At 37.0% G+C, this 26,334-nt stretch carries 19 protein-coding genes; 11 read left to right on the top strand and 8 right to left on the bottom strand.

The window, feature by feature from the left end; all coding sequences use genetic code 11:
- Positions 1-395 precede the first annotated feature (395 nt).
- From ACOMCU_RS06360 to ACOMCU_RS06325, 8 genes are all read right to left on the bottom strand, one after another.
- On the bottom strand, positions 396-1,253 hold the full coding sequence (locus ACOMCU_RS06360; protein ID WP_421049690.1) for a DUF6612 family protein: 858 nt from the start codon (positions 1,251-1,253) through the stop codon (positions 396-398).
- Between the two features lie 292 nt (positions 1,254-1,545).
- Positions 1,546-2,040 carry a hypothetical protein gene (locus ACOMCU_RS06355; RefSeq protein WP_421049689.1) on the bottom strand — a complete coding sequence of 165 codons (495 nt, stop codon included), beginning with the start codon at positions 2,038-2,040 and terminating at the stop codon, positions 1,546-1,548.
- 119 nt (positions 2,041-2,159) lie between these two features.
- Positions 2,160-2,441: a cytochrome aa3 quinol oxidase subunit IV gene (qoxD, locus tag ACOMCU_RS06350; protein ID WP_010860083.1), complete on the bottom strand. Its 282-nt coding sequence runs from the start codon at positions 2,439-2,441 to the stop codon at positions 2,160-2,162.
- On the bottom strand, positions 2,441-3,040 hold the full coding sequence (gene qoxC, locus ACOMCU_RS06345) for a cytochrome aa3 quinol oxidase subunit III (protein WP_036130494.1): 600 nt from the start codon (positions 3,038-3,040) through the stop codon (positions 2,441-2,443). The genes qoxD and qoxC overlap by 1 nt, the downstream gene beginning before the upstream one ends.
- Position 3,041: 1 nt before the next feature.
- Positions 3,042-4,985, bottom strand: a complete 1,944-nt coding sequence (gene qoxB, locus ACOMCU_RS06340) for a cytochrome aa3 quinol oxidase subunit I (protein WP_010860081.1) — start codon at positions 4,983-4,985, stop codon at positions 3,042-3,044.
- Positions 4,986-5,012: 27 nt separating this feature from the next.
- Positions 5,013-5,927 (bottom strand): cytochrome aa3 quinol oxidase subunit II, encoded by a 915-nt coding sequence (gene qoxA, locus ACOMCU_RS06335; RefSeq protein ID WP_010860080.1) that lies wholly within the window; start codon positions 5,925-5,927, stop codon positions 5,013-5,015.
- 952 nt (positions 5,928-6,879) lie between these two features.
- Positions 6,880-7,722, bottom strand: coding sequence for a DUF2785 domain-containing protein (locus ACOMCU_RS06330; RefSeq protein ID WP_036130491.1), 843 nt, complete (start codon positions 7,720-7,722; stop codon positions 6,880-6,882).
- A 443-nt stretch (positions 7,723-8,165) separates the two neighbouring features.
- On the bottom strand, positions 8,166-8,630 hold the full coding sequence (locus tag ACOMCU_RS06325) for a hypothetical protein (RefSeq protein ID WP_421049688.1): 465 nt from the start codon (positions 8,628-8,630) through the stop codon (positions 8,166-8,168).
- A gap of 215 nt (positions 8,631-8,845) precedes the next feature.
- Between ACOMCU_RS06325 and ACOMCU_RS06320 the strand changes: the two genes are divergently transcribed.
- The 11 genes from ACOMCU_RS06320 to ACOMCU_RS06270 all read left to right on the top strand — a co-directional run bounded on the left by ACOMCU_RS06320 (position 8,846) and on the right by ACOMCU_RS06270 (position 26,329).
- Positions 8,846-9,835 (top strand): hypothetical protein, encoded by a 990-nt coding sequence (locus tag ACOMCU_RS06320; RefSeq protein ID WP_421049687.1) that lies wholly within the window; start codon positions 8,846-8,848, stop codon positions 9,833-9,835.
- A gap of 113 nt (positions 9,836-9,948) precedes the next feature.
- Entirely contained in the window at positions 9,949-11,238 is a 1,290-nt protein-coding gene (gene tig, locus ACOMCU_RS06315; RefSeq protein WP_421049686.1) for a trigger factor, read from the top strand.
- A gap of 578 nt (positions 11,239-11,816) precedes the next feature.
- A complete protein-coding gene (gene clpX, locus ACOMCU_RS06310) occupies positions 11,817-13,088 on the top strand; it encodes an ATP-dependent protease ATP-binding subunit ClpX (protein WP_010860076.1) in 1,272 nt (423 codons plus the stop codon).
- A gap of 225 nt (positions 13,089-13,313) precedes the next feature.
- Complete coding sequence (lon, locus tag ACOMCU_RS06305; protein WP_036130484.1) at positions 13,314-15,638, top strand: endopeptidase La; 2,325 nt, start codon at positions 13,314-13,316, stop codon at positions 15,636-15,638.
- 4 nt (positions 15,639-15,642) lie between these two features.
- Positions 15,643-16,224, top strand: a complete 582-nt coding sequence (gene yihA, locus ACOMCU_RS06300; protein ID WP_036130482.1) for a ribosome biogenesis GTP-binding protein YihA/YsxC — start codon at positions 15,643-15,645, stop codon at positions 16,222-16,224.
- A gap of 255 nt (positions 16,225-16,479) precedes the next feature.
- Positions 16,480-16,653: a YjfB family protein gene (locus ACOMCU_RS06295; RefSeq protein WP_080647677.1), complete on the top strand. Its 174-nt coding sequence runs from the start codon at positions 16,480-16,482 to the stop codon at positions 16,651-16,653.
- A gap of 166 nt (positions 16,654-16,819) precedes the next feature.
- Positions 16,820-18,475 carry a hypothetical protein gene (locus tag ACOMCU_RS06290; RefSeq protein WP_421049685.1) on the top strand — a complete coding sequence of 552 codons (1,656 nt, stop codon included), beginning with the start codon at positions 16,820-16,822 and terminating at the stop codon, positions 18,473-18,475.
- 203 nt (positions 18,476-18,678) lie between these two features.
- Positions 18,679-20,130, top strand: a complete 1,452-nt coding sequence (locus tag ACOMCU_RS06285) for an S-layer homology domain-containing protein (protein WP_010860073.1) — start codon at positions 18,679-18,681, stop codon at positions 20,128-20,130.
- A gap of 17 nt (positions 20,131-20,147) precedes the next feature.
- Positions 20,148-23,054, top strand: coding sequence for a vWA domain-containing protein (locus ACOMCU_RS06280; RefSeq protein ID WP_421049684.1), 2,907 nt, complete (start codon positions 20,148-20,150; stop codon positions 23,052-23,054).
- A gap of 814 nt (positions 23,055-23,868) precedes the next feature.
- Positions 23,869-25,233, top strand: a complete 1,365-nt coding sequence (gene hemA / locus ACOMCU_RS06275) for a glutamyl-tRNA reductase (protein ID WP_010860071.1) — start codon at positions 23,869-23,871, stop codon at positions 25,231-25,233.
- Between the two features lie 268 nt (positions 25,234-25,501).
- The gene (locus ACOMCU_RS06270) at positions 25,502-26,329 is read left to right on the top strand and encodes a cytochrome C assembly family protein (RefSeq protein ID WP_010860070.1); all 828 of its coding nucleotides are present in this window, start codon (positions 25,502-25,504) and stop codon (positions 26,327-26,329) included.
- Positions 26,330-26,334: the final 5 nt, after the last annotated feature.

Here is a 26,334-nt window from a genome sequence, read left to right as displayed (position 1 = left end):
ATAACAGGGTTAAAGCACTTTTTCTTTTTTACATAATAAAGCGAATAAATGTATTTCATCATTGCACGTAACTAGGAAAGACCAGTTCAATGCTATCAGCGATTGTTTCAGCAGGAAGTAAGAGTTAATGGACTGAATTGACTTTATTCGTTGTGATTTTATGGAATATATTAGTAAGTGAGTTGGTAAATGATTATTTCTTCCATACGGATAATGTATACACATTGTCGACAAAATGGGATAAAGCATTCTACTCAACATTGCTTACAGTAAATGATAAGAGCGTTTATACTTCTGTAAGACTGGTTTATTACAGTAGATAGTCATCTGAAAAAATAATAAATTTTCGATAAAGAAAGCCAGTCTCCGAAATCTCGGAAACTGGCTGTTTTCGATTATTGTGGCTCAGTTGCATTATCGATAATATTTTGTGGAATATCAATTGTTTTAAGGTGATTGAAATCAGTATAGGTAATCACTGACTTCGTTGTCATCGCTAATTCTTCGTCTTCAACTTTCATTTTGAAGTCAAAATTCATATCCATTTTTGTTGTATCGAATGTTTCTTTATCGATATATAGCACGTAGTTCACTTTATCAATTGTTAAGTTATCTAGAGGATTTTCTTCAAGCCCAAGCCCCTGTATAGACTCTTGAACTTGTGAATCAATTAGATCTTTAAAACGATCACCTTTTGATTTAAGTGTTAGTACATATGCATCGTCATTTTGTTCGAATGTGAAATCATCAATATATTCTTTAAGTTGTTGTAATTGTTGTTTTGCATCAGCGGAAGAAGCTGTTTGGTCTAGAATGTCATCAAATTTTTCGTTAGGTAACTTAAACCAACTGTCAGATGCCACATCCTTCATAAAGAAGCCTTGATCTTGTTTCATATACATTTCAATTGGCATATCGGATTTTTCAGTGCCTTCGCCAAACATATCAGGCATTGTCATAGAACCTGTTAAGTGCATGGCAAGAGGTTCTGCAATTACATCCATTTCCATTTTTGAGTCAATCGCTACTTCCATTGATTCCTCGCCTGTACCAATTTTTGTTACTTGATTCGTCTCCATATTTGCACTCATGCTTTTAATGTCTGCTTGACGATCTACGGCCTTGTCATACACCTGTTCTAAAGTAAGTGAGCTTGTTTTAGTTGTATCCTTCGTTGGTGTTGCGCTTGTGTTGCAGGCTGCTAATACAAGTGCGAACGCCCCTACACTTAAAACTTTGAAAATTTTCTTCATGTCATTCATCTCCTATTCATTGTGAAAAAACACACTATTTACTAGTATACGAGGGATAGAGGTAAAAGTTTCGAAAAAATAAATAATGAATCATAAATACTATATTAAAGGAATGTCTTTTGAATTATGAGGAAGGAAGATCTAGAGAAGAAGAGAGGCTATCTAACTGTTATTTTTGTTTAGACAGCCACGAGTTTGTTACCCATTACTTTTTTGCAGTAAATAGTGCGACAATGAGGAGCCAGGACATCTACTATATGATTGCTTGTAGAAGGACTATTTATTAGTGCAGTCACAGAGTACTAGTATTAATTGCTGTATCTGTTTGCTGTGCTAAGTAGTCATTTAATAGGGCAATATTGTTTTTCATTTTTGCAAGGTTTTGTTGGACAGAGAGAGGACTGTTTTCATGGACAGTTGCGGCGAAATTCGTCATTTGTGTTTGTAGTTTGTCCTGTGCCATTGACAATGTTTTAAACTGCTGCGTTTGAAAACCGTTCTGTAGGTAATCGGACATTGTTGGGGTTTTCATCGTCGAGGTATTGGAATGCCCATACATATCACCAAACAAATTATAAAGCGAAGTCGAGCTGGTTTTATTTTGCTCGTAAGCTTCAGATAGTAGTGCGTCTATGCTGTTAGAAGTGGAGCTTGTTTTATTGAGAGCAGCAGTTGCATGTAACAAATAAGCAGTAAAGTCACTAGTCGTTGCTGCGTTTTTGTTTGTTAGTGATAATTTTGTACTAAGGCTAGGAATAGTAGGCCATAAATTTACACTTGAAGTCATTTGTATTTTCTCCTTTCATCCTGTATTCCTGTATAATGTCGGGTTAAATGGAGAAAATATTAATCTTAGAAAAGAAAAAAAGCCGAGAAAATGACAAGCATTTTCGCGACCTTTAATGATTAATAACCCCAGATCATGGCAAATAATGTACCAAGGATTGTTACGACACCTACGAATACAGAATATAAAATCGTTGTATATAACGTTTTCTTGTCTTCAGATTCACCGATGTGCATGAATAATACTAATTGAACTGTTGCTTGCGCAAGAGCAGTCACTAGTAGAATAGCGAATGCCATTGTGTAAGACATGTCAAATGCGATAACAGATAACGCGACAAGTGTTAGTAAAAGTGAGAAGCCGAAGCCCATCACATGTTGTTTTGGGAATAATTCCTTCATCAGCTAATCAGTCCTTTCAAGTAGACGAAGCTGAAGATGAAAATCCAAACAACGTCTAGGAAATGCCAGTACAGTGAGAAGATAAACGCTTTGTTAGCCGTTTGTGGGTTTAAACCACGTTTTGCTACTTGGATTAAAATTGCAACGCCCCAGAAGAAACCAAATGTTACGTGGGCACCGTGCGTACCAAGTAAAGTCATTAATGATGATAAGAATGCGCTTGTAGTAATTGTCGCACCTTCATGTACATAAGTGACAAATTCATCAATCTCAATACCTAAGAAACCAAGACCAAGCACAAGTGTAATGATGAAGAATGTCATCATTGCTTTTTTATTGCCAAGACGCATAGCATGTACGCCAAGACCAATTGTAAAACTACTTGCTAAAAGTAAAAATGTTTCCAGTAATACTGGTGTTAACTCGAAAATTTCTGCGCCAGTTGGGCCACTACCTGTACGGTTGTGAAGCGTAAAATAGACGGTAAAGAGTGTGGCGAATAACACGATTTCGGCGCCGAGGAAAATCCAGAAACCAAAGATTTTTAGACGGTTTTCCTCTGTACTATATTCTAATGGAAGTGAAGAATCGATTTTCATATTATTTGTCACCTCTCAAACGTTTCTCAGTTTCGTTAATTTCCTCAACAGAAATATAACGACCATGATCTTTTTCAAATGAACGATAAGCCATAAAGCCAAATACAGCTAGCATACTTAGGATGGCTGGAATCCATTGATTAAATACAGCGAAGAATGCTGCAAGGAAGAAGAATCCACTCATCCAGAACGGTGCCCCTGAGTTGTTAGGCATATGGATTTTTTCAATTTTACCAGCAGTAATATCGCGGCCTTCTTTTTTCGCAAACCAGAACTCGTCTAAACGTGTAACAGTGGGAACTACTGCAAAGTTGTATTCAGGTACTGGAGAATGCGTTGTCCATTCTAATGAACGACCATCCCAAACATCTGCTTTTTCGTTACGCGGCATATGTTTCCAGCTGTAGTAAATGTTATAAACGATAAACGCAAAGCCGACTGCAAGACCAAGTGCACCAATAAACGATAGCATGTTTAGTGGACCGTAGCCTGTTGACTCTGAGTATGTGTACATACGACGTGCATAACCATCTAAACCTAAGATGAATAGAGGGAAGAATGCCACGTTAAAGCTAATTGCGATAAACCAAAAGCCTAATTTACCTATTTTTTCATTTAAACGGAAACCGAACATTTTTGGCCACCAGTAGTGGTAACCTGCAAGTACCCCGAACACTGTACCTGGAATTAATACATAGTGGAAGTGGGCAACTAGGAACATCGTATTATGATATTGATAGTCGGCACTTGCCATTGCTAGCATTACCCCTGTAACCCCACCGATTGTGAAGATCGGAATAAAGCCAAGTGCATAAAGCATTGGGGTCGTAAATTGAATTTTACCGTGCCTCATCGTGAGCAGCCAGTTGAATATTTTAACCCCGGTCGGTACAGCAATCGCCATTGTGGTAATAGAGAAGACACTGTTTACCATAACGCCGTGACCCATTGTATAGAAATGGTGGGCCCATACTAAGAATGATAGTAAAGAAATAACAACCATACTCATAACCATTGATTTATAGCCGTATAAGTTTTTACGTGCAAATGTTGCAATGATCTCTGAGAATATACCGAAGGCTGGTAGAATAACGATATAAACCTCAGGATGTCCCCAAACCCAGAATAGGTTGGCCCAAAGCATATCCATACCGCCATCTTGCATAGCAAAGAATTTTGTGCCGAATTGACGGTCTAACATCATTAGTGCTAGCGCAACAGTTAACACTGGGAACGCGAATACAATAATAACGTTTGTAATTAAAATCGACCAAGTAAACATTGGCATTTTCATTAATGTCATACCAGGTGTACGCATTTTAATGATCGTTGTGATGAAGTTAACACCCGTCATTAACGTACCAATCCCTGATAATTGCAGTGCTAAAGAATAGTAGTTGTTCCCTACAGTCGGACTAAATTCTGTGCCAGATAGTGGGAAGTAGGCAGTCCAACCTGCATCTGGTGAACCACCGATGATGAATGATAGGTTCAGTAAGCCAGCACCAGCTGCAAATAGCCAGAAGCTGACTGCATTTAGACGTGGGAAGGCAACGTCACGTGCACCAATTTGCAGTGGAATGACAACGTTCATTAAACCAATAACGAATGGCATTGCCATAAATAAAATCATTATTAAACCGTGTGTTGTGAAAATTTCATTATAATGTTGTGCATCAAGAAGTCCGTTATCAGGAACCGCTGTTTGTGCACGCATTAATAGTGCATCGATACCACCGCGGAATAGCATTAAAAGTGCAACGGCGATATACATAATCCCGATTTTTTTATGGTCAACGGTTGATAGCCAATTTTTGTAGAAATAGCCCCATTTTTTGAAATACGTAAGGCCTGCTACGATAGCAACTGCACCAACAACGATGCTAATAGCTGCCGCTAAAATCATCGGTTCTTGCATTGGATGGAATACTTCTTCCATACTCATAGGATGCGCTCCTTTCAGATTTGAAAATTAATGTGAATGTGTTGATTCGGAATCTTTGTGTGAATCAGTTGAATGGTCCATCTGTTCATGATCCATGCCATCCATATCCATGTCACCATGTTCCATAGGCGGTGGACTAAATTCTAAATGAGTAGATGAGTAGCTTGAACGACCTACGTGCTCAGCTGCTAATAGCTCATTAAATTTTTCTTCAGTTAATGGTTTTTCGTTCGCTTTTACATCAGTAACCCATTCGTCGAAATCTGCTTGTGTCATAGATTGGGCTTCAAATTCCATTTCCGCAAATCCACGTCCACTAAAGTTTGAGTTACGACCCATGAAAGAACCAACCTCATCTGCTGCCAGGTGAATAGTTGTCAACATGTCACTCATAGCGTATTTCTGACCAGCTAGCTGTGGAATCCAAAAACTTGTAATAGGTCCGAATGAGTAAAGTTTGAACTCTATTGGACGGTCAGTTGGTAGATTGACATAGTTTACTGTTTCAATGCCTTCTTCTGGATAGCTAAAATGCCATTTCCAGTTTGAAGAAGATGCGTAAATAACAAGTGGCTCCTTATTATCATAACCTTCGGGTGTTGTCTCAACTGTACTTGTCGTTTTCACAGTAACAACTGCTAGGAATGCTACGATAATGATTGGAATAACTGTCCATGTAATTTCAAGTAGATGACTACCCTCTTCATGAGGAGGCTCGTAATCAGCAGATGATTTTGATGCACGGTATTTTGTTAGCATAAATGCCAAAAGCACGTACACGACTAGTAATATAACGGCCATTGTAATAATGGATAAAATAATTGTGTCTGATAATGTTTTTGCATTTGGCCCTTTTGGATCGAAAATTGTAAGTGGTTCACAACCAGCAAGGATCGCAAGAGCGCCGAATGCTAAAAACATTAAGCTTATTTTTTTATTCATGTTTGACTCCTTCCTATTAAACGGCTATTCATAAAATTCATGTGGTGTAGTATATATTCACATTTACAAATAGTGGATATTGAGGTCACCTCTTTTATCTGATGTACCAATTCAAATACATGTGCACTTACAATGGCATGGTTCAATATGAAACGTAAAATCTAGTATTTGAATGGTCTAGTGCAAGCGATTGCAATGACAATGATTTGCTCAACCACAAAAGGACAGTTAGTAACTGTCGATGGTCACAAGTTGTCGTTGTTTGCACATTGGATTATACGCCCGATTCTTCAGGAAAAAAATTATTTTGTTATAGTTTGAATGACCAATAGGGTGTGAATATGAACATTTTTTGAACAAAAATTGTTATTTCACCATTGGTATTTTCAGGTTAAATAAAATAAACACTGTGCAAACGTTGAAAACACTGGGTTTATCGAATTTAGCTAAGTAAACATTTTTTTTGTGAAAAGTTTTGTTTCACATTTTAGACGTTGATTTGTAATAAAATCATCGCCATGCTTAGACATTCGATACAATTTAGTTGTGTTTTTTTAAAAAAAGGAGTATGTAAAAAGACAGTTTTTGGGGATGTAAAGGGTAATATATCTATTGTCGGAAGGAGGAAAAGGGTAAATATGGATGTAAGTAATAATTATGTTAATATAATTACATAATTTCATTATCATCCAAATTTTAGGTGGTTTATATTTGAGGGGTGATAATAATAGCATTGGTCAGGTTGGCATTTTTCTCTGGCAAGACGCGAACGGAAGCATGTGCTTATGCTCACTACTGGGTCTCGTGTTTCCTGTAGCGGACGTTGCACTTTTGTTGCAAATACGATTTGCAGTAGTCTAAACGGTTTATTACCTTATTTATATAAAAAAATTGTGTGCTAGGAATATGCCTAACACACAAGTTGTTCTTTTTAAATAGCCACTATAGTCAATTATGCGCCAAGCTTCAACCATTTAGCGACTTGTCCATAAATGATATTTTGAAGCTTTGCTGCTTGATTATTCATTTTTAGGGCAAAGTACAATGTTTTCATTACATTTAGTGTGCAGGTGCGTCCGCTAAAAAAAAGCTGGTTATAGCCTTGAGTCATTAAATGCATTTCAAATTTGTCGAAAACTTGTTCTACCCATTCCATTAATGCTTCCTCGGAATAGCTACGATTCAGTAATGCCTCAATGATGTTTACTAAGCGTTCTTCCTCATCGTTGATATAGACAGTATCTTTCCAAGTTGTTAGCTTTAGTGCATGGAGGATAGAAGGTGCGTGGTGTAAGTCAAACTTCGGATGTTTAATAGTTGTAGCTGCTAAATCAGCGCCATGTGCAATACTATGTGCCCATCCTTTGCCTTCAACCTGTCCGCGTGTGTCCTGCTCTAATAACAGATAACGTCCGATCTTTTTAAAGAATTGTTGTAAACTTTCATCATTTAAAGTAAGTTGTTCAGCATCCTTTGCGAGTATATTTGCCACAAGTAAAGCCGAAAATGAACGTGTAAACACACTATCTGAAAATGTTTCACCAATGTTTAAGTATAAAAAATCCTCAGTTGTCGCAGTATCAAACAAAAATTGTAATTGCTGTGGGCTCAGTAAGTTGTCACTGAGTAAGTCAATGAATGTGCGATGAATAAGATGATCGCGAAGCGTTGCGTCGGTTGAGCCAATATGCGTCAACATTTGTTGTAAGAGCCAATCGCCTTTTATTAAAAAAAAGTCCTGGCGCTCAGTAAGTGTCTTAATAGAAAATAATTGTAATGTTTCTTTGATATCCATATGAAAAGCCCCCAATGATAATACTATTAATAATTATACCGCCTTTTTGCAAACATTTAATTGAAAGTTGATATTTTACAGTAGTATTGAGTGAAAATACCAAGGGGCATATCAGAAACTATTGAAAGTTGATATGATAGAAACGCAGTAAAAAGGGAACAGCTAATTGCTATACGGTTTGCAACAAATAAAAGGGGCGTACACAAAGTAAAAACAATGTGTTTAAAGGCATCCTACTTTTACTATTTTGTTGATACAAAGGAAAAAATCTAACGTAGACGCCTGCCAATCGTATTTGAAATGAAAGCGTGAGTAGAACGTAGCGACAGGAGTAGGAAAAGCAAGAGCATGAGATCCAGCATGGAGTGAAGATAGAAAGCAGTGCGGCTCGTGCCTTGCCTGATGAAAGGAAGACGGCGTTTTTTTAGACGGCTCCATCCTATTTACAGAATAATGGCTGCTTTTATACCAAGTGGCCATTCAATAATTGTGCTGTGATTTGTCTTTAAATCCACAAGAATATTTGCGTTTTTTATCGCATCAATTATCCATTCGCTATAATGGATGTTAGGTTGGGCATGCTGTAAAATACGATGCATATCTTTCATATCTATACGTAGAAGCTTATAGTTGCATTCAATGTGTACGCTTTGGGGAATAATAAAAAGTGATTCGTGTTGGTGACCAATCGAAATGGAACCCGGAATGCTCCCACGGATACTCGTGATATGCGTGATGGCTTCGCGCGTGTACATATCAATCTTTGTGCGTGTGAAAAACTCGAAATTAATCGGATAATCTTGTTGCGGACCATCCGCGGTCGTAATTGAAGTAACTCTAATAGATAGTGCCTCGAAATCGGGGGAGATGCGACTATCGAATTCATTGATTGTATCCATTAATTGCATGTATTCCACTCCTTGTGAAGAACTTGTTTACTCATGCAGACCGAATGGTTGAAAGAGGCCTGCCAATAAATTTTTTATGATGAATTTAATTAATTATAATACAATTTATTACAAAATATGAATGTAAAAGCAATGATGTTTTGTAAAAAATGAGCAATTTTTAAATTATTTAGTAGAAGACTTACGTAGAAAATACAAGTAAAGAGGTGAGAAAAATGACAAAACGAAAGCGTCATGTCATTAAACATGATAATGTTGTTGTTTTTCCTGGCGCAGCCCAAATGTTAATACGACAGGGCCAAATGTTTGCAGAAAATTATCAATACGAAGAAGCTGTGGCAAGCTTTGAAAAGGCATTTTTATATGAGGAGGGAGATGAAGTAGCATTAAGTGCTTATGCGTATGCTTTATATGAATTAAAGGCGTATGTGAAAGCTAAGGAGATTTGTGAGCGGTTACTCGCAATGGGTACTTCGATGTATGTCGAAGTAATGGAACTCTATATAACTATTTGTATGCAGCTAAAGGAATATCATCAAGTAGAGGCGTTAATTTCTGCGCTCATTGAAGAAAATGTACTTCCAGCAGCACAGCTTGAAAAGTTTGAGCGTTTACAAAGTTTGAATAGAGAAGTAGCAAAAAATCTTCAACAAAAAGAAGATACACAGTTAATGATGGAACAACAAGAGTATGAATTGGCCAATTTTAGTTCGTTAACGCCAAATGAACAGTCAATGCGTCTGCATCGCTTAATGGATACAAACGTACGACAGTTAAAAACGGCGCTCAAGGCTATTATTGAAAGTCCTACTATTCATCCATTTGTACAAAGCTTAGCGTTAATTTTACTTGTGGAGCAAGAGGTGTCCATTGAACTCAATGTCACAAAATTTGATCAGTCAAAAGCCATCAACCCGGCTGAATTAGCATTGCCTAATCAGTTACCTCAGTATGGACGAGTGAAAAAAATTATCGAGAGTAAATTAGAACAAGACCCATCGACCCTAGAAATGGTACAATATTTAATGGCAAAGCATGCCATTGTTACGTATCCGTTTGAATGGTATCCGTTTGAAACGGATGATATTGCCTATAGTTATATTGATTTTGTTCAAACGATGCTTGGGAAGGTACAGGAAATGGACTATGAAATCATCGAGTTTTTACAATTGTTAGAAAAACTAACAGAACTACAGGAAGTATGAAATAAGTTGAAACTATACGCATCTATGATATACTAAAATGGTTGTCAAAATCGTAGTTACGAATGAATTGTCTAACATTTTAAACTTGATTATTTATTTGGAGGTATTTATACATGTCAGCAAAATGGGAAAAACAAGAAGGTAATATCGGTACTCTTACTATAGAAGTACCAGCTGTAGAAGTAGACGCAGCAATGGATCAAGCATTCAAAAAAGTTGTAAAACAAATTAATGTACCAGGTTTCCGTAAAGGTAAAATGCCTCGTAAAATGTTTGAACAACGTTTCGGTATCGAATCTTTATACCAAGATGCATTAGAAATCATCGTACCAGATTCGTATTCGAAAGCAATTGATGAAGCTGGTATTATGCCAGTTGACTACCCAGAAATTTCTGGTACAGAAAACTTTGTACATGGTCAAGATTTCTCTTTCACTGCGCAAGTAACTGTGAAACCAGAACCAAAACTAGGTGACTATAAAGGCTTAGAAGTTGCGAAACTTCCAGTTGAAGTAACTGACGAAGAAGTAGAAGCACAAATTCAAGAACAATTAGCTCGTAAAGCTGAACTTGAAATTAAAGAAGACGAAGCGATTGTTGAAGGCGATACAGCTGTTATCGACTTTGAAGGTTTTGTAGGTGAGGAAGCTTTCGAAGGTGGTAAAGGCGAAGACTATCCACTAGAAATCGGTTCAGGTTCATTTATCCCTGGCTTTGAAGAGCAAGTTGTAGGCTTAAAAGCTGGCGAAGCAAAAGACGTAGTTGTTACTTTCCCAGAAGAATACCACGCTGAAGAATTAGCTGGAAAAGAAGCTACTTTCAAAGTAACTGTAAAAGAAGTAAAAACAAAAGTTCTTCCAGAACTAAACGATGAGTTTGCGAAAGAATTAGATCCAGAAGTAGAAGGCGTAGAAGCATTACGTGCAAAAATTAAAGAGCAAACTGCTACACAAAAACAAGCAGAATCAGATGCTACACTACGTGACGAATTAGTGGAAAAAGCGGCAGAAAACGCAGAATTCGAAGTACCAGCTGGTATGGTAAATTCTGAAACTGATCGTATGCTACAAGAGTTTGGTCAACGTTTACAAACACAAGGTATGAACTTAGACCTTTATTACCAATTCTCTGGTCAAACAGAAGAAGATTTACGTGGTCAAATGAAAGAAGAAGCTGAAAGCCGTGTACGTGTTTCTTTAACACTTGAAGCAATCGCTGCAGCTGAAAAAATTGAAGCAACTGAAGCTGATATTGAAGCGGAATTAGAAAAAATGGCTGCTCAATTCAACATGACTAAAGAACAAATTACTGGCGCTTTAGGCGGCACTGCAGTTCTTGAAAATGACATTAAAATTCAAAAAACAGTTGAATTTTTAGTAGAAAACGCTAAAATTACTGAATAAGATTTTTTGGTAACTAGATAGTGAATTTATAAGACACAAGGTACGGCATTTTACCGTGCCTTGTTTTATCACATATAAATTTTTAAATCTAAGCTAAAGCCTGCTCTAAGGGATAGGCAAGAGCCTTAATACTCTTTCTTATACATAGTATTGTTGTTTGACTTATCACACGATGCTAAATTTTAACTTCATTCAGCAGATTTTCTCGAAAATGAATCGTTTACACAAAAGTTGTCTTTACTGCAAACGATAAGTATCATACGAGACCGAGACATTCTACCTGCTCATAGTGGGAGTGAATATCAAAGGGTTTTCCATCAAATGATGAATAACAAACCCCTGCTGAATGAAGTTAAGCCACAAGCGGATATTACGTTTTTTGAAGGTGTTATTTTAGAATGTTAGCTAATTGTGTTGTTTCCATACGATGTAGGCGGCTAACTGGTTTGGGTCTTACAGGCCTAGTACAAATTCAAAATACCGACGTAATTAGGCGGAAGCGTAATTGATGCAGTCAATTTATTTGATAATGGTTCAATAATCTTGTAAGATTGTTGCTTGAATAGGGGTGAAACATATTGTTCAAATTTAATGATGAAAAAGGCAATTTAAAATGCTCATTCTGTGGAAAGCCACAGGAACAAGTGCGTAAACTAGTTGCAGGTCCTGGTGTTTATATTTGTGATGAATGTATCGAGCTTTGTTCTGAAATCGTTGTAGAAGAACTAGGTGTAGAGGAAGAAATCGAATTCCAAGATATTCCGAAACCAAAAGAGATCTTATCGATTTTAAATGAGTATGTAATTGGACAAGAACGTGCTAAAAAAGCCTTAGCGGTTGCGGTTTACAATCACTACAAACGCATCAATACGAATAGTAAGATTGATGATGTAGAGTTAGCAAAATCGAACATTGTGTTAATCGGCCCAACTGGTAGCGGTAAAACATTATTAGCTCAAACACTAGCGCGTATATTAAACGTTCCTTTCGCAATTGCGGATGCTACTTCTTTAACAGAAGCTGGTTATGTAGGTGAGGACGTAGAAAATATTTTACTAAAATTAATCCAATCAGCAGACTATGATATTGAACGTGCAGAAAAAGGCATTATCTATATCGATGAAATCGATAAAGTTGCACGAAAATCAGAAAACCCATCGATTACTCGTGATGTTTCTGGTGAAGGAGTTCAACAGGCACTTCTGAAAATTCTAGAAGGAACTGTTGCAAGTGTGCCACCGCAAGGCGGACGTAAGCATCCACACCAAGAGTTTTTACAAATCGATACAACAAATATTTTATTCATCGTAGGTGGTGCATTTGATGGTATTGAATCTATTATCAAACGCCGTCAAGGCGAGAAAATAATTGGCTTCGGTTCAGATCCAAATAAAGTAGAAGTGGATGAAGGCTCATTAATGGCGAAGCTGATTCCAGAGGATTTACTGAAATTTGGTCTTATTCCGGAATTCATTGGTCGTTTGCCAGTACTTGCCAGTCTTGAACAATTAAACGAGACGGCGCTTGTACAAATTTTAACCGAGCCAAAAAATGCACTAGCGAAGCAATATCAAAAAATGCTTGAGCTAGATGGTGTTGAGCTTGAGTTTGATGAAGGTGCCCTTTCTGAAATTGCGAAAGAAGCAATTGAACGTAAAACAGGTGCACGCGGTCTTCGTTCAATTATTGAGTCAACAATGCTAGAAGTAATGTACGAACTACCATCACGTGATGACGTGAAAAAATGTATCATTACAGCAAAAACAATTACGGATAAAGAAAAACCGAAATTGCTTCTTGAAGATGGCACTGAACTCGATGAAGGTAGCGACACAAAAACTTCAGCATAATGAACAGACTTGGCTGTCTATTGTTATGAGATAAAGAGTAACTTAGCTGACTTCGATTGTGCAATATTCGCACATATCGACAGTCAGCTTTTTATTCATACATAAAGCCAACTGTAAATGAATGAAATTTTTGGCTCGTTTGATTAGATAGTGTGAATCCATTATTTAGACACATACTAGTAACGCGGGATTGTAAACAAAATTTTGACGGAGGTGAATACCCGCATGGTGACAATACAAAAAACAACAAATGTACCATTATTGCCTTTACGTGGACTTTTAGTATACCCCTCGATGGTGTTACATATTGATGTGGGTAGAAATCGTTCTGTAGCAGCGCTGGAACAAGCAATGTTAGAGGACCAATTGATTTTATTGGTAACACAAAAAGAAATGCATGATGAACAGCCGGAAGAACAAGATTTATATGCAGTTGGTACAATGGCATACGTAAAGCAAATGCTAAAATTACCGAATGGTACACTTCGTATTTTAGTGGAAGGTGTAACACGCGCAACATGGTCTAACTATCAAGCGTTAGAAAAATATACTGTTGTTGATATTGATGTCAAGGAAGAAACTGCAAATAAAGATGTTGAAACACAGGCTTTAATGCGGACGTTGTTAACGTATTTCGAAAGATACGCAAAATCCTCCAATAAAATTACCACAGAAACAATTAATACTGTTACTGACATCGAAGAGCCCGGTCGTTTAGCAGACATTATTGCGTCGCATTTGCCAATTAAGATCGCTGATAAACAGGAAGTATTGGAAATGCTAAGCGTGAAAAAACGTTTAGACCATTTAATAATCCGCCTACATGATGAGCAAGAGGTACTTGATCTAGAAAAGAAAATTAATACAAAAGTTAAGCAATCTATGGAGCGTACGCAAAAAGAATATTACCTACGTGAACAAATGAAGGCGATTCAAACAGAGCTAGGGGATCGTGAAGGGAAAACTGGTGAGGTTGCAGAATTACGCAAACGTATTGATGAGACGGGTATGCCTGAATCGACAAAAGAAGTCGTGCTTAAAGAACTCGACCGTTATGAAAAGGTTCCAGGAGCTAGTGCCGAAAGTGGTGTTATCCGTAATTACATTGATTGGATTGTATCGTTACCATGGACAAAAGCAACCGAGGACCGCATGAATATTGCACATGCAGAGGAAATTTTAAATCGCGATCACGATGGTTTAGAAAAAGTAAAAGAACGTGTACTGGAATATTTGGCGGTACGACAGTTGAGAAACTCATTGCGTGGGCCAATTTTATGTCTATCTGGCCCTCCAGGTGTCGGAAAAACTTCTTTAGCTCGCTCAATTGCTGAAAGTCTAGATCGTAAATTTATTCGTATTTCATTAGGCGGCGTTCGTGATGAATCTGAAATTCGAGGGCATCGACGCACTTACGTAGGAGCTATGCCAGGTCGTATTATTCAAGGCATGAAAAAAGCTGGTACCATTAATCCAGTTTTCTTATTGGATGAAATCGACAAAATGTCTAATGATTTTAGAGGAGATCCTGCAGCTGCCATGCTAGAAGTACTGGATCCTGCACAAAATAATACATTTAGTGATCACTATATCGAAGAACCTTATGATTTATCGAATGTGTTATTTATTGCAACGGCAAATGATTTGAGCACAATTCCTGCACCGTTACTAGATCGTATGGAAATTATATCGATTGCAGGCTATACAGAAATTGAAAAAGCCCAAATTACAAACAATCATTTGATTCCAAAACAATTAAAAGAACATGGCCTGAAGAAAACACAAGTCATCATAAAAGATGAAGCTGTGTTAGATATTATTCGTTATTACACGCGTGAGGCAGGGGTCCGCGGTTTAGAACGTCAAATAGCAACACTATGCCGTAAAATCGCAAAAATCATTGTTTCAGGCGAAAAGAAACGTGTGACGGTAAGTTCAAAATCATTAGAAGATTTACTTGGCAAGCATCGCTTCCGTTATGGTCAAGCTGAGAAAGAAAACCAGGTTGGCGTGGCAACTGGACTTGCGTATACGACTGTTGGTGGCGACACCTTACAAATTGAGGTTTCATTAACTCCTGGTAAGGGGAAAATACAGCTGACAGGGAAGCTCGGAGATGTCATGAAGGAATCAGCGCAAACAGCTCTATCCTATGTACGTACAAAAATGGAGGATCTAGATGTGGATGCAGAATATTTTGAAACGCATGATATTCATATTCACGTACCTGAAGGCGCTGTGCCAAAGGATGGACCTTCAGCTGGTATTACAATGGCTACAGCGATTGTGTCTGCGATTTTACACCGTCCAATTCGTCGTGAAGTTGGTATGACAGGTGAAATTACATTACGTGGTCGTGTGCTACCAATTGGTGGCTTGAAAGAAAAAACGCTCAGTGCCCATAGAGCAGGATTAACGACAATTATCTGTCCACAAGATAATGAGCGCGATATTGAAGATATTCCTGAAAGTGTGCGCGAGCAACTTACATTTAAACTAGTGTCATCTGCTGATGAAGTTTTAGCATATGCACTGGACGGAGGTTTTTAAAGAAATGAAAGTCCATAACGTCGAAATGGTCATAAGTGCAGTAAGACCGGACCAATATCCAGAAGATGGACTGCCAGAGTTTGCATTAGCAGGTCGCTCAAATGTTGGGAAATCTTCATTCATTAATCGTATGATTGGTCGAAAAGCATTAGCGCGTATTTCTTCTAAACCGGGGAAAACACAAACGCTAAACTTTTATAAAATCGAGGAACAACTCTTTTTCGTCGATGTTCCAGGCTATGGTTATGCGAAGGTTTCTAAGACGGAGCGTGAAGCGTGGGGGAAAATGATTGAGCGCTATATTACTGGCCGTGAAGAATTAAAGGCCGTTGTGCAAATTGTTGATTTACGTCATCCTCCAACTGATGATGATTGTATGATGTATGATTTCTTAAAGCATTACAATATCCCATGTATTGTCATTGCTACGAAGGCAGATAAAATTCCAAAAGGTAAATGGGATAAACACAAGAAAGTAGTCAAGGAAACACTGGATATGGATAAAAATGATCCTTTAGTTGTGTTCTCTTCTGAAAAAGGAATTGGTTTTGAAGAAGCTTGGCGTCTCATCGAAAATAAAATGTAGTGAAAAAACATCTATTGCGTCTAAAGCTAGGGCCGTAGATGTTTTTTATTTGTCCTCATATTACAGTATGTGCATAAATATAGGTCAATCACAGTGTGCTCATGCATCTGTGGCCATCATTTCATATTGCTAACTTTGCATAGATGTGACATCTATTTATTTCTTGATACGTCACACGAAAGTTGTGTAGAAATATGGGGAAATAACTTGATGAACGAAATTTTTGTCCGATAAATTAGATAGGAGGTGGACTAAATGGATATCGCAGCTTTATCTATCGCAATGAATCAAGCAAGTCTCATGCAAAATGTATCTTTAGCAGTTACGAAGCAAGCAATGGATATGCAACAACAAAATACAGAGCAGTTAGTAGAAATGTTAGACGCTCCACATCCGACAGCCGGACATACAATTGACATCCAAGTATGATAATGGCGAGGTAGCTTAAATTTGGAAGCTACCTCCGTCTTTATGTTTAATGATAATTTCAATCTTAAATAGAATTGTGTTAAAATGTAACTTTTTCAATAAGAAAAACTACCAATAATGCGATATACTATTCATAAATAACAAATTTTTAAGGAGGCGGGAATTGTTGAAAAAGATTCCATGCATATTTATGGTTTTGTTGCTAATTGCTCTTGTGTTTCCATCAGGGCAAAGTGCACAAGCTGCGCAGTTAGTAACAGGAACCTTCGTTGATGTAACATATTCTGAATATACGAATGCCAACGGAGAATTAGAGAAGGTGCTAAGTAAAATTACGTTGCAAAATGATAGCGGTCGAACAGTAACGTACAATATTAATAATAATACCCGTCTGTATATTAATAACACAGAGACATCTATCGAGGGCTTTAAGATGGGCATGAAAGTAGAAGCTAATGTCTCACTTCGTAATGTCGTTGAGCTTCATGGTACTTCCAATACTTCTGAAGAAACTACAACGGTTGTACAAAATGCGACAACGATTGCTGGGGTAGTAACAAGCATCGACCCTAATGGGATGTTTATAATGGTGAAGCCTGATATCGGGCAAGAGACAACATACTATATTAACAAGGATACAACCTATCAAAAAAATTCTTCATCTGTTGATATTAGTGCGATGTATGTAGGTGACCGTGTTAAGCTAAATCTTAAAAACACAAGTACCTCGATTGTGACAAAAGTAAATATTAGTGAGTCGGGCACTTTAGTCGAAAATCTCTATAAAGGTGAAATACAGGCAGTTAATGCTAACGCAAATAAATTAACTGTAAAAAATCAGCATGCCTTTGTGAACTGGCAATTCGGGGCACAGACAACGACTGCTTTAACAACGATGAATTTTTCTTCAAAAGTACCAATTTACGTAGGTAATACCAAAATTGAAAAAGGTCAATTGAAAAATTACATTGGCAGTGAAGCGTATTATGCAACTGTCAAGCAGTTTGGCAAAGAAGTAATAGAAAAAATTGTCCTATTAAAAAACAATGAACGTACTTACTATGAACCGATGCTCGCTGTTGATACAAACTATCAATTCTTAAAGCTAAAAACAGCTGGCACGATGTACTTCCATGATGGAACAATTTTAATTCGTAATAATCGTTTAATCGAACCAACAGGATTACTAGCTTACGGTACAGCGTTTGTTATTTCCGACGGTGCTGCTCGCGACCACTATGCACAAGTAGTACAAGTGGCAAGTGATAGCTTTATGTCACCAAACTTAGCAACGCACGATTTATACTATGGTCGTTTATCACAAGCAGATGGCTACTTAATAGAAATTGATGATGCCATAAAAATAGAATCGAATGTCTTTAAGAATACTACGGATAAAGTAGTACTGTCCGTTAGCAATACGACAAAGGCAAAGGTTGATGATGGTAATAAAACATACACTGTGATGCCGGATATTGAACTTTATTTATCTGAAGGGGATTATGGTTACTTCTATGTGAAAGATGGGCATGTTCAAGCTCTTCATATTTTAAATAATGCAAAACCAGTGGCACCATTAATGTTGGCAGGTAAGCTGCAATCGGTAAAATCAACATATCCAGCAGTTATCAACGTGAAGAGCGTTAGTCAATGGCAAAATGGGCGTTGGTATGAGGCTGGTGAAATGATTGATATGAATATTGATCAAGCTACGCTAATTAAAGCGGGTAAAGTCATTCAACCATCTGATCTAAAACCATCTGATCGTTTAGTTGTATTATCTGACCGATTTGTCAAAGCACATTTCATTTTAGTTGATTGATAAAGTAGAAGAGTTGTTTTAATAGGAATCGTAAAAAGTAAAAGAATCTGCGCAACTCCTGAGGGAAAGTAAGCCAAGCAAGAAGCGGCTGTTGTGGATTGCGCTTACCCCGTGGTTGTGAGCAGATTCTTGTTTTTTATGCATGTGCTAGTCTTATAAGAAAGCCACATTTATGTATTTTAGAAAAGAGGGACAAAAAACGAATGCGAAAACATATATCGAAAGTAATGTTAGCATTTCTTGTAGTATTTGTTATTGTGGCGAATATACCAGTAGATGCTTCTGCTGCATCAGCAGAAACGACAGGTGCTGTAAAAAATGAATATACATATGAAGAAGCTGTTTTCATTACAGGAACACCGATAGTATTTAAAGGCACTAGTAAAGACATTAAAATTACACAAAAAGAAACAAAAGGTAAATTAACAGAAACGTTTAGCCTAAAACTAACAGCAAGCAATGGAGCTACACTTACACGAAATATGGCTTACGAATCAGATGTAGTTGATTATGCAACGATTGGTCAAAAGACATCAAATGGTGTTGTGAAAAAGTATTCAGAGAAAATAGTTGCAGGTAATATAACTTACACTTTGGTAGACTTCCAATTCTCTCAAGGAACTGTGACTGACAATCGTGCAGCCTCTGATTATTTTTCAGGAAATGTGATTTCAAGAAAAACCTATACGTATCAAACGGGAACCGGCAAGAATGCGAAAAAAAATACGGTAACGGTGGATACAGATAGTCGCCACGTTGGGTACGAAAACTTCTGGGGGGCAACAGAAACACAAATTACAGAATCGATTTATTCGTATAGCAATGGTACGACGAGTCATGTGAAAAATCGTTTATCTACAAGTAAATCTCGTGTCATAAACTATGAGGAAAATCCAGCTAGTCTAGCAAGCTTTGATGGAGGCTATGCAGTTGTTAGTGAAAAGGATGTTATCTCTGAATATACCTATGACTTAGCATCTGGGGCAAAGGGAACAGTTGATTTAGATACAGAATATATGCCAACAATTGAACGTTTAATCATCCCTAAATTCCGTGATTTAACAAATCATTATGCGAAAGATGCAGTCGATAAACTATACTCTTTAGGTATTTATACGGATGCAAGTAATTTCTTCTCACCAAACACACCAATGAAGCGACTTGATTTTACAATAGCAATTGGTAAGGCAGTAGACTTACGTGTTATGGAAGAAAAGAAAACGAAGAAAACATCAACAACGAGTGTTTTTAAAGATGTAAAGCGCACCGTAAAAGATTACCCATACATTGAATCGGCAGTAAACAAAGGCATTATTAGAGGGGTAACATCAGAGTACTTCAAGCCTGACAATGCGATTACACGCGCACAGGCTGCTGCAATATTTGTACGTGCATTGGGGTTAGAAAACAAAGCACCAGACCCTGGTTATATTACGAAATTTGTTGATGATGCGCAAATACCAAACTATTCCCGAGATGGAATATACATCGTCAATGAGTTAGGTTTAATGACAGGTGATCCTGTAACAGGTCGATTTAATCCAAATCAACCGTTAACACGGGCACAAGCATCTGTTATGCTTGATCGCTTCCTAAATTATTTAGAAAATGACTTAAAACAAAACTATCGAGACGATGTATTGTTCTTTAACTAAAGAAAGGACTGAAACGAATGACATATGCTAAAAAAGTAGTGCTAATACTTGCTTGTTTTGTACTCGTCTTAATGACAGCTACGCCAGTTACTCTAGCTGCCACGACGATTCAGGATGTTCCGACGAATAATAGTAAGTACAAAGCGATTTCTTGGGCTGTCGATAATGATTTACTATCATTAAATGGTGCAAATAATTTCTTACCGAACGAACAGGTAGCAGAACGAGATCTTGTAACAATGTTTGCAAAGCTTGATAAAAACTATGCATTAACATATAACGAAAGTGTAGCCTATAATTTTTATAGTGAATTTTATTTACCGTTTGAAGGAACTTATGTAGCAACGAATCGTTCAAAAACGATTACACGCGGACAATTTGCTCGTATATATGCAGCATTTAAAGGTTTCGATTTAGACGAGCCTCAAGCAGTACAATTTTTGTATACAAATGATATTTCCACTGGTAGCACGGGTAAAAAAACATTTGCTGATTTTAATCCATCTACGAAGCTTACGCGTAGTGATGCAGCAGAATTTTTATATCGTAGTGTACAAAGCGATTCATTTGCGGTACAAGGATTAAAACGTGCAACAGCAGGCCGTGATAATGACAAAATTACTTTACCTGCAGGTTTTATGGGTTCAAATAGTTCAGAATTTGAGGAACCAAAGGATAATAACAATGATTTTACGGGTCCTGAATATGTCAATAATGCATTACAAAGTATTGAAGTTGAAAAACCAGATTTAATTGCCAACGATCAAGATTCAACACTCATTACTGTATCATTAAAGGCTTGTAATGGAGATCCAATTGCGGATGATAAATCCTACACATTCCGAGTAACTTCATCGTATGGTGCGAAAATTGTTGACACTGCCGGTGAAGCTGTTCGAAACGTACAATCGGATGGCTCTACAGTATCAGCAATAGTAGTAGCTCCTAAACTAACAAAATCTGTGCGTGATACAATTTCTTTTGAGCTTATTAACAATACTGATCCGAGCATGAAATGTCTTGTTGGAGAAAAATTAAATGCACAAGTTCGCTACTCACCTCAGCCGGAAATGCGCATAAATTTTGAAGTGTATGACCCAGCGAACTTAGATGATGGTGATGGCAATGTAACTCCACCATATGTACCATACGAAAAACTACCAGAATTCTTTACAGAAAACATCGTTAACGTCCATTGGATTGACCCAGATAAAAAGGTATTCAGTATTGGACAGCAAACAAATGTGACAACGCCTTTAGGAAATGTTCAAAATATGTACTTACAATACGGGGGTAGTGATACAAAATATCCTGCGTTAGGCTATGAAAATGCGATTTTACAATTTGAAAACTATAATATTTCAGTTTGGCTCTTTGAAACAATCATTCAAAAGAGATTAGATAATTCTGTAAATAAAGATAATACAATTGAAATCATGTATATGATTTCAGAAGATGGTCGCCCAATCTATCGCATTCAAGGAATTGATGATGCTATCGCATCGCAAGTAGAAAACATTAATCCAGTTGGGTCTATCATACAGCTGATGAGCTATATGCCAGAGGAAAAACAACTAACTCTGGAACACTATGATAGTGTGATGAAAATTTATGCAATTTTAACAAGTTTAAGTAATTATGACCGTACAGTGTTATTGAAATATCAAGGCGGTAAATTACTTGGACAAGTTGAGGCCTATAAAAAGCGCGTGGATGCATTAAAGGAAAGTGAAGAAGAAGCATCGAGACCATCGGGTAAAGACCGTTATACAAAAGTTATGGTAACACTCGTAAGTCCAGGTGGCGAAATTATTACAGACTATCAGGGAACAGTTAAAATCAAATTTGATGGTGTTGAAAAAACGGCGTCCTTTATCACAAATACTTCAAATTCTGTAGACAATACTGGTAGTCCGGGAACTGCTGTAGCGTATTTTGACTCGATTATTTATGGGAAATCTAAAATAGAAGCTACGCTAGTCAATAAAGTAGATCCACGTTATGCAACCATTTTAAAGAACATAACAGATAAAACGATTACGAAAGAAATTTTCACAAATCCTTACTTTAGTAAAAATGCATGCTCGTTAGCAACAGAAGTTGCTTATGTAGTCGATTATTCATCTTCTATGAAACGTATAGATAAAACAAATTATCGTGGTAAGAAAACAATTGAATTAATCGATCAAATTAAGGCGAAAAATAATATTGTAATTGAAACAAATACGAGTGCGAATGTACTAGGAGAAGGTACTATCGAAAATGTCTTAAAGAAAGACCTCTATCGCACATCGAATGACAAAGGGGCAACGGATATTTTTGCTGGCATTGAGATAGCACTATCAAAATTTTCGAATGATACAAAAACTTCCAAGTCTATTGTTGTTGTTTCAGACGGTAAAACGAGTAAAGCAAAAATGACAAAAGTACTGAATGATGCGAAAAAGAAAGGCGTTAAAGTTTACACAGTTAGTATAGGCAAGAAAAATCAAATTAATGAGGCAATACTAACACAATTAGCGTCAGAAACAGGTGGTGCATATTATCATGCAATTGATAATCTACAATTACATCAAGTGTATCAAAAACTAATTGATGCAATTTTATGTAAAACAACACCTTCAAGTTGCATTAATCCTGAGGATTTATTTGAAGAATCAACAGTATCTCTACGTAAAGGCTATATTACGATGAATGCAAGAATTGATGGCAATTGCCCTGGTGTAGCAAGTGTCAGTGTGCGTTACTCTTCTGTTAGTGGGGATGTTAAATTTGATTTGACGAAGCGTAGCGATAGTGTCTATATGCTGACAAAGTCAGTTCAGACAATGCAGGATTTCAAAGTAAATGCCGAGATAGAGTTTTTAGCTTATGATAATGAAGGTAAGTTACTAGCTATGAAAACTGTTACTATTACCAATTAAGAGATAAACAGCTCTTAGATTATAGAGGGAATCAGCTTGACGACAAAAGGCATTCAGAATGATTATATTCTGAATGCCTTTTTCCATTTCGTTTAAAATTGCACAAAATCAGCCATGATTAATGAGAGTAGAACGCTACGAGTTCATCTATTATGTCATTACTGGACTTCGTCATGTTCAGTTAGCAAATTTCTTCAAATGGCATGGCAGCCAAAGCAAGCATTACCTGCATGAACAATTTATTAAGCCCTCTGCGGGTAGGATAACGCATACTATGCTTTTCCTTTACAATTGCAAAAACGCGTTGAATTGTTTCTTAGTGACACGTGTAGATTTAATTACTATCATATTGATGATGTTCATGATTTAAATTTTCCGTAATCCTATATCAACTCAAATTATATAAAAACGTAAACTAGTTGATTGGAGCGAAGGCGGCGACTTCTGCAAAGTATAGCATGAGCAGAAGGCCCCACAGGAGCATAGCGATGAGGAGACTGAACCATGCTCGTCGAAAAGTGTCCGTCGTAGCGAAAAGCAATGGCTTCATACTAGATACTTCTATATTTAAAAGAAAAGAGTCGGTAAACAAACCCAAATTTTTGAGTTTGTCTGCGGTCTGACTGCTCTTAGATTCTAGCAGCAGTTTTTTAATTTGAAACAACACGTATTATTTGTTACACTTAGTTTATAATAATTCTAATGTAGAAAGTTGAATTATAGTTCTTCATGACATGTTCACAAATTTTAGAGGAACTCTTGTCGAATTGTGCTATAATGAGATTTGTGAATTAGAACGTGTGAGGTGTTATTCATGCATACAATCGTAGTAGGCCTGAATTATAAAACAGCGCCAGTTGAGATTCGTGAAAAGTTATCATTCATAGAGAGTGAACTACCACAAGCAATGGAAGCGCTACAAAAACAAAAAAGTATATTAGAAAACGTCATTGTTTCGACATGTAACCGTACAGAAATTTATGCTGTTGTGGATCAATTGCATACAGGGCGTCATTTTGTAAAACAATTTTTAGCTAAGTGGTTCAACTTGCCTGTGGAGACATTTTCTTCTTATTTAACAATTCGTGAAGAAGATGAGGCATTAGAACATTTATTCAAAGTGACAGCTGGAATTGATTCAATGGTTCTTGGTGAAACGCAAATTTTAGGACAAGTAAAGAAAAGCTTCTTAAATGGACAAGAGATTGGGACGACAGGAACGGTTTACAATCAGTTATTTAAACAAGCAGTCACATTTGCGAAGCGTGCACATAATGAAACAGCTATTGGTGAGAATGCGGTATCAGTTTCTTATGCAGCAGTAGAACTAGCTAAGAAAATTTTCGGATCTTTACAGCGAAAACATGTTGCCATTTTAGGTGCAGGTAAAATGGGTGAACTTGCAATTGAGAACTTATACGGAAGTGGCGTAGGGAAAGTAACAGTCATTAACCGTACGTTTGAAAAAGCGGAAAGTTTAGCTGCAAAATTCCAAGGTGAAGCAAAATCAATGAAGGAATTACAGTGTTCACTATTAGAGGCAGATATTTTAATAACGTCTACAGGCGCAACAGATTTCGTCATTGACTATGAATTAATGCAATTTGTTGAACGTTTACGTAAAGGTAAACCTTTATTTATGGTAGACATTGCGGTGCCTCGCGATATTGACCCACGAGTTGGGGATTTAGCGAACGTTTTTTTATATGATATAGATGATTTACAAGGCATTGTAGAGGCAAACCTAGCTGAGCGTGAGCGAGCAGCAGCTGATATTACACAAATGATTGATAAAGAAGTTGTGCAATTCAAAGATTGGTTTGCAACGCTTGGTGTCGTGCCAGTCATTTCTGCATTACGTAAAAAAGCGAACTATATTCAAGAAGAAACAATGTTAAGTATTGAAAATAAAATGCCGGATTTAACGGATCGTGAACGTAAAATTTTAAGTAAGCATACAAAATCCATTATAAATCAGTTGTTAAAAGAGCCTATTTTACAAGCTAAAGAAATGGCAAATTCACCAAAAGCGAATGAACAGTTACGTTTATTCCAACAGATTTTTGGTATTGAGGATGCTGTGGAAGCAGAAGTCGAAGCGATGAGTAAGCAAGAAATCGAGCGTAAGGAACGATTACAGCAAACACAAACTTCTTCTGAGACAAAATACTCTTTCTGAAATGCTAATAACAGCTTGAGTGCGAAAGCGAAGAGTTAGCAACAATTTTTTTGTGCGAAAGCGAAGCGACAGTAGTAAATCTTTTTCCGTGCCGAAAGCGTCAGCGGCAGGTACAAACGGGCGCGAAAGCGCCTTTTCTAATTGTAATTTCATGAGGCGTTTTCGTATCTGTATGGTAAACTAAGGATACGAAAACGTCTTTGTTTTCTAGGCTGAAGTACTATTTGAAGTTACTTTAGCAATTTTCGATATAAAGAAGGGATGTCTATTGGCTGATTTGACAATGACAAGGCTCTACGAAGTGATGATCGTCTTGTATGCGATCAGTCTTGTATTTTACTTTACTGATTATTTTTATAAACAAGTGAAAGCAAGGCGAATTGCTTTTTGGCTAGTTTCATTTGTATGGGTAATTCAAAGTGCCATTATTTTATTAATTTTTGTGGAGACGAAGCGTTTTCCGATACTATCCTTGTATGAAGGAATTCTTTTTTACTCATGGCTACTTGTGACGCTGTCGATTATTCTGCATTGTATAGCGAGAGTTGATTTGCCGGTATTTATCATTAATATACTAGGATTTGTGTTCGCTAGTATTTTTACATTTATGCCGAAACGACCGACTGGAGCAGTAGAAGAAACATTAATATCTGAAATGCTCTTTATTCATATTTCCTTTGCGATTTTGTCGTATGCCGCTTTTACGCTGACATTTGTTTTTGCGATATTATATTTAGTTTTATATCGTTTACTTAAACAAAAAAAATGGTCGCATTTATGGACGCGTTTACCATCTTTACAACAAACGAGCAATTGGATGAATGTTTCATTTTTTATTGGGATTCCAATGTTATTTATAAGTTTAATTTTAGGGGTAGAATGGGCACTACTAACGCTAGAGCGTCTATCTATTTTTGATGCGAAGGTAATTGGGTCCTTTATCATTTTAGTATTATATTGCTGTATTTTATATGTGAATCGTAAAGGTAAGCTGACAGGTACAAATTATGCATGGGTGCATATTTATGCTTATTTGTTAGTTGTGACCAATTTCTTTTTAGGAAGTAGTTTATCGCGATTCCATTTATGGTATTAGAAGAA

This window comes from Lysinibacillus sp. UGB7, from assembly GCF_049058285.1.
Taxonomy (GTDB): Bacteria; Bacillota; Bacilli; order Bacillales_A; family Planococcaceae; genus Lysinibacillus; species Lysinibacillus sphaericus_B.
This window is presented reverse-complemented; position numbering and strand designations above follow the sequence as displayed.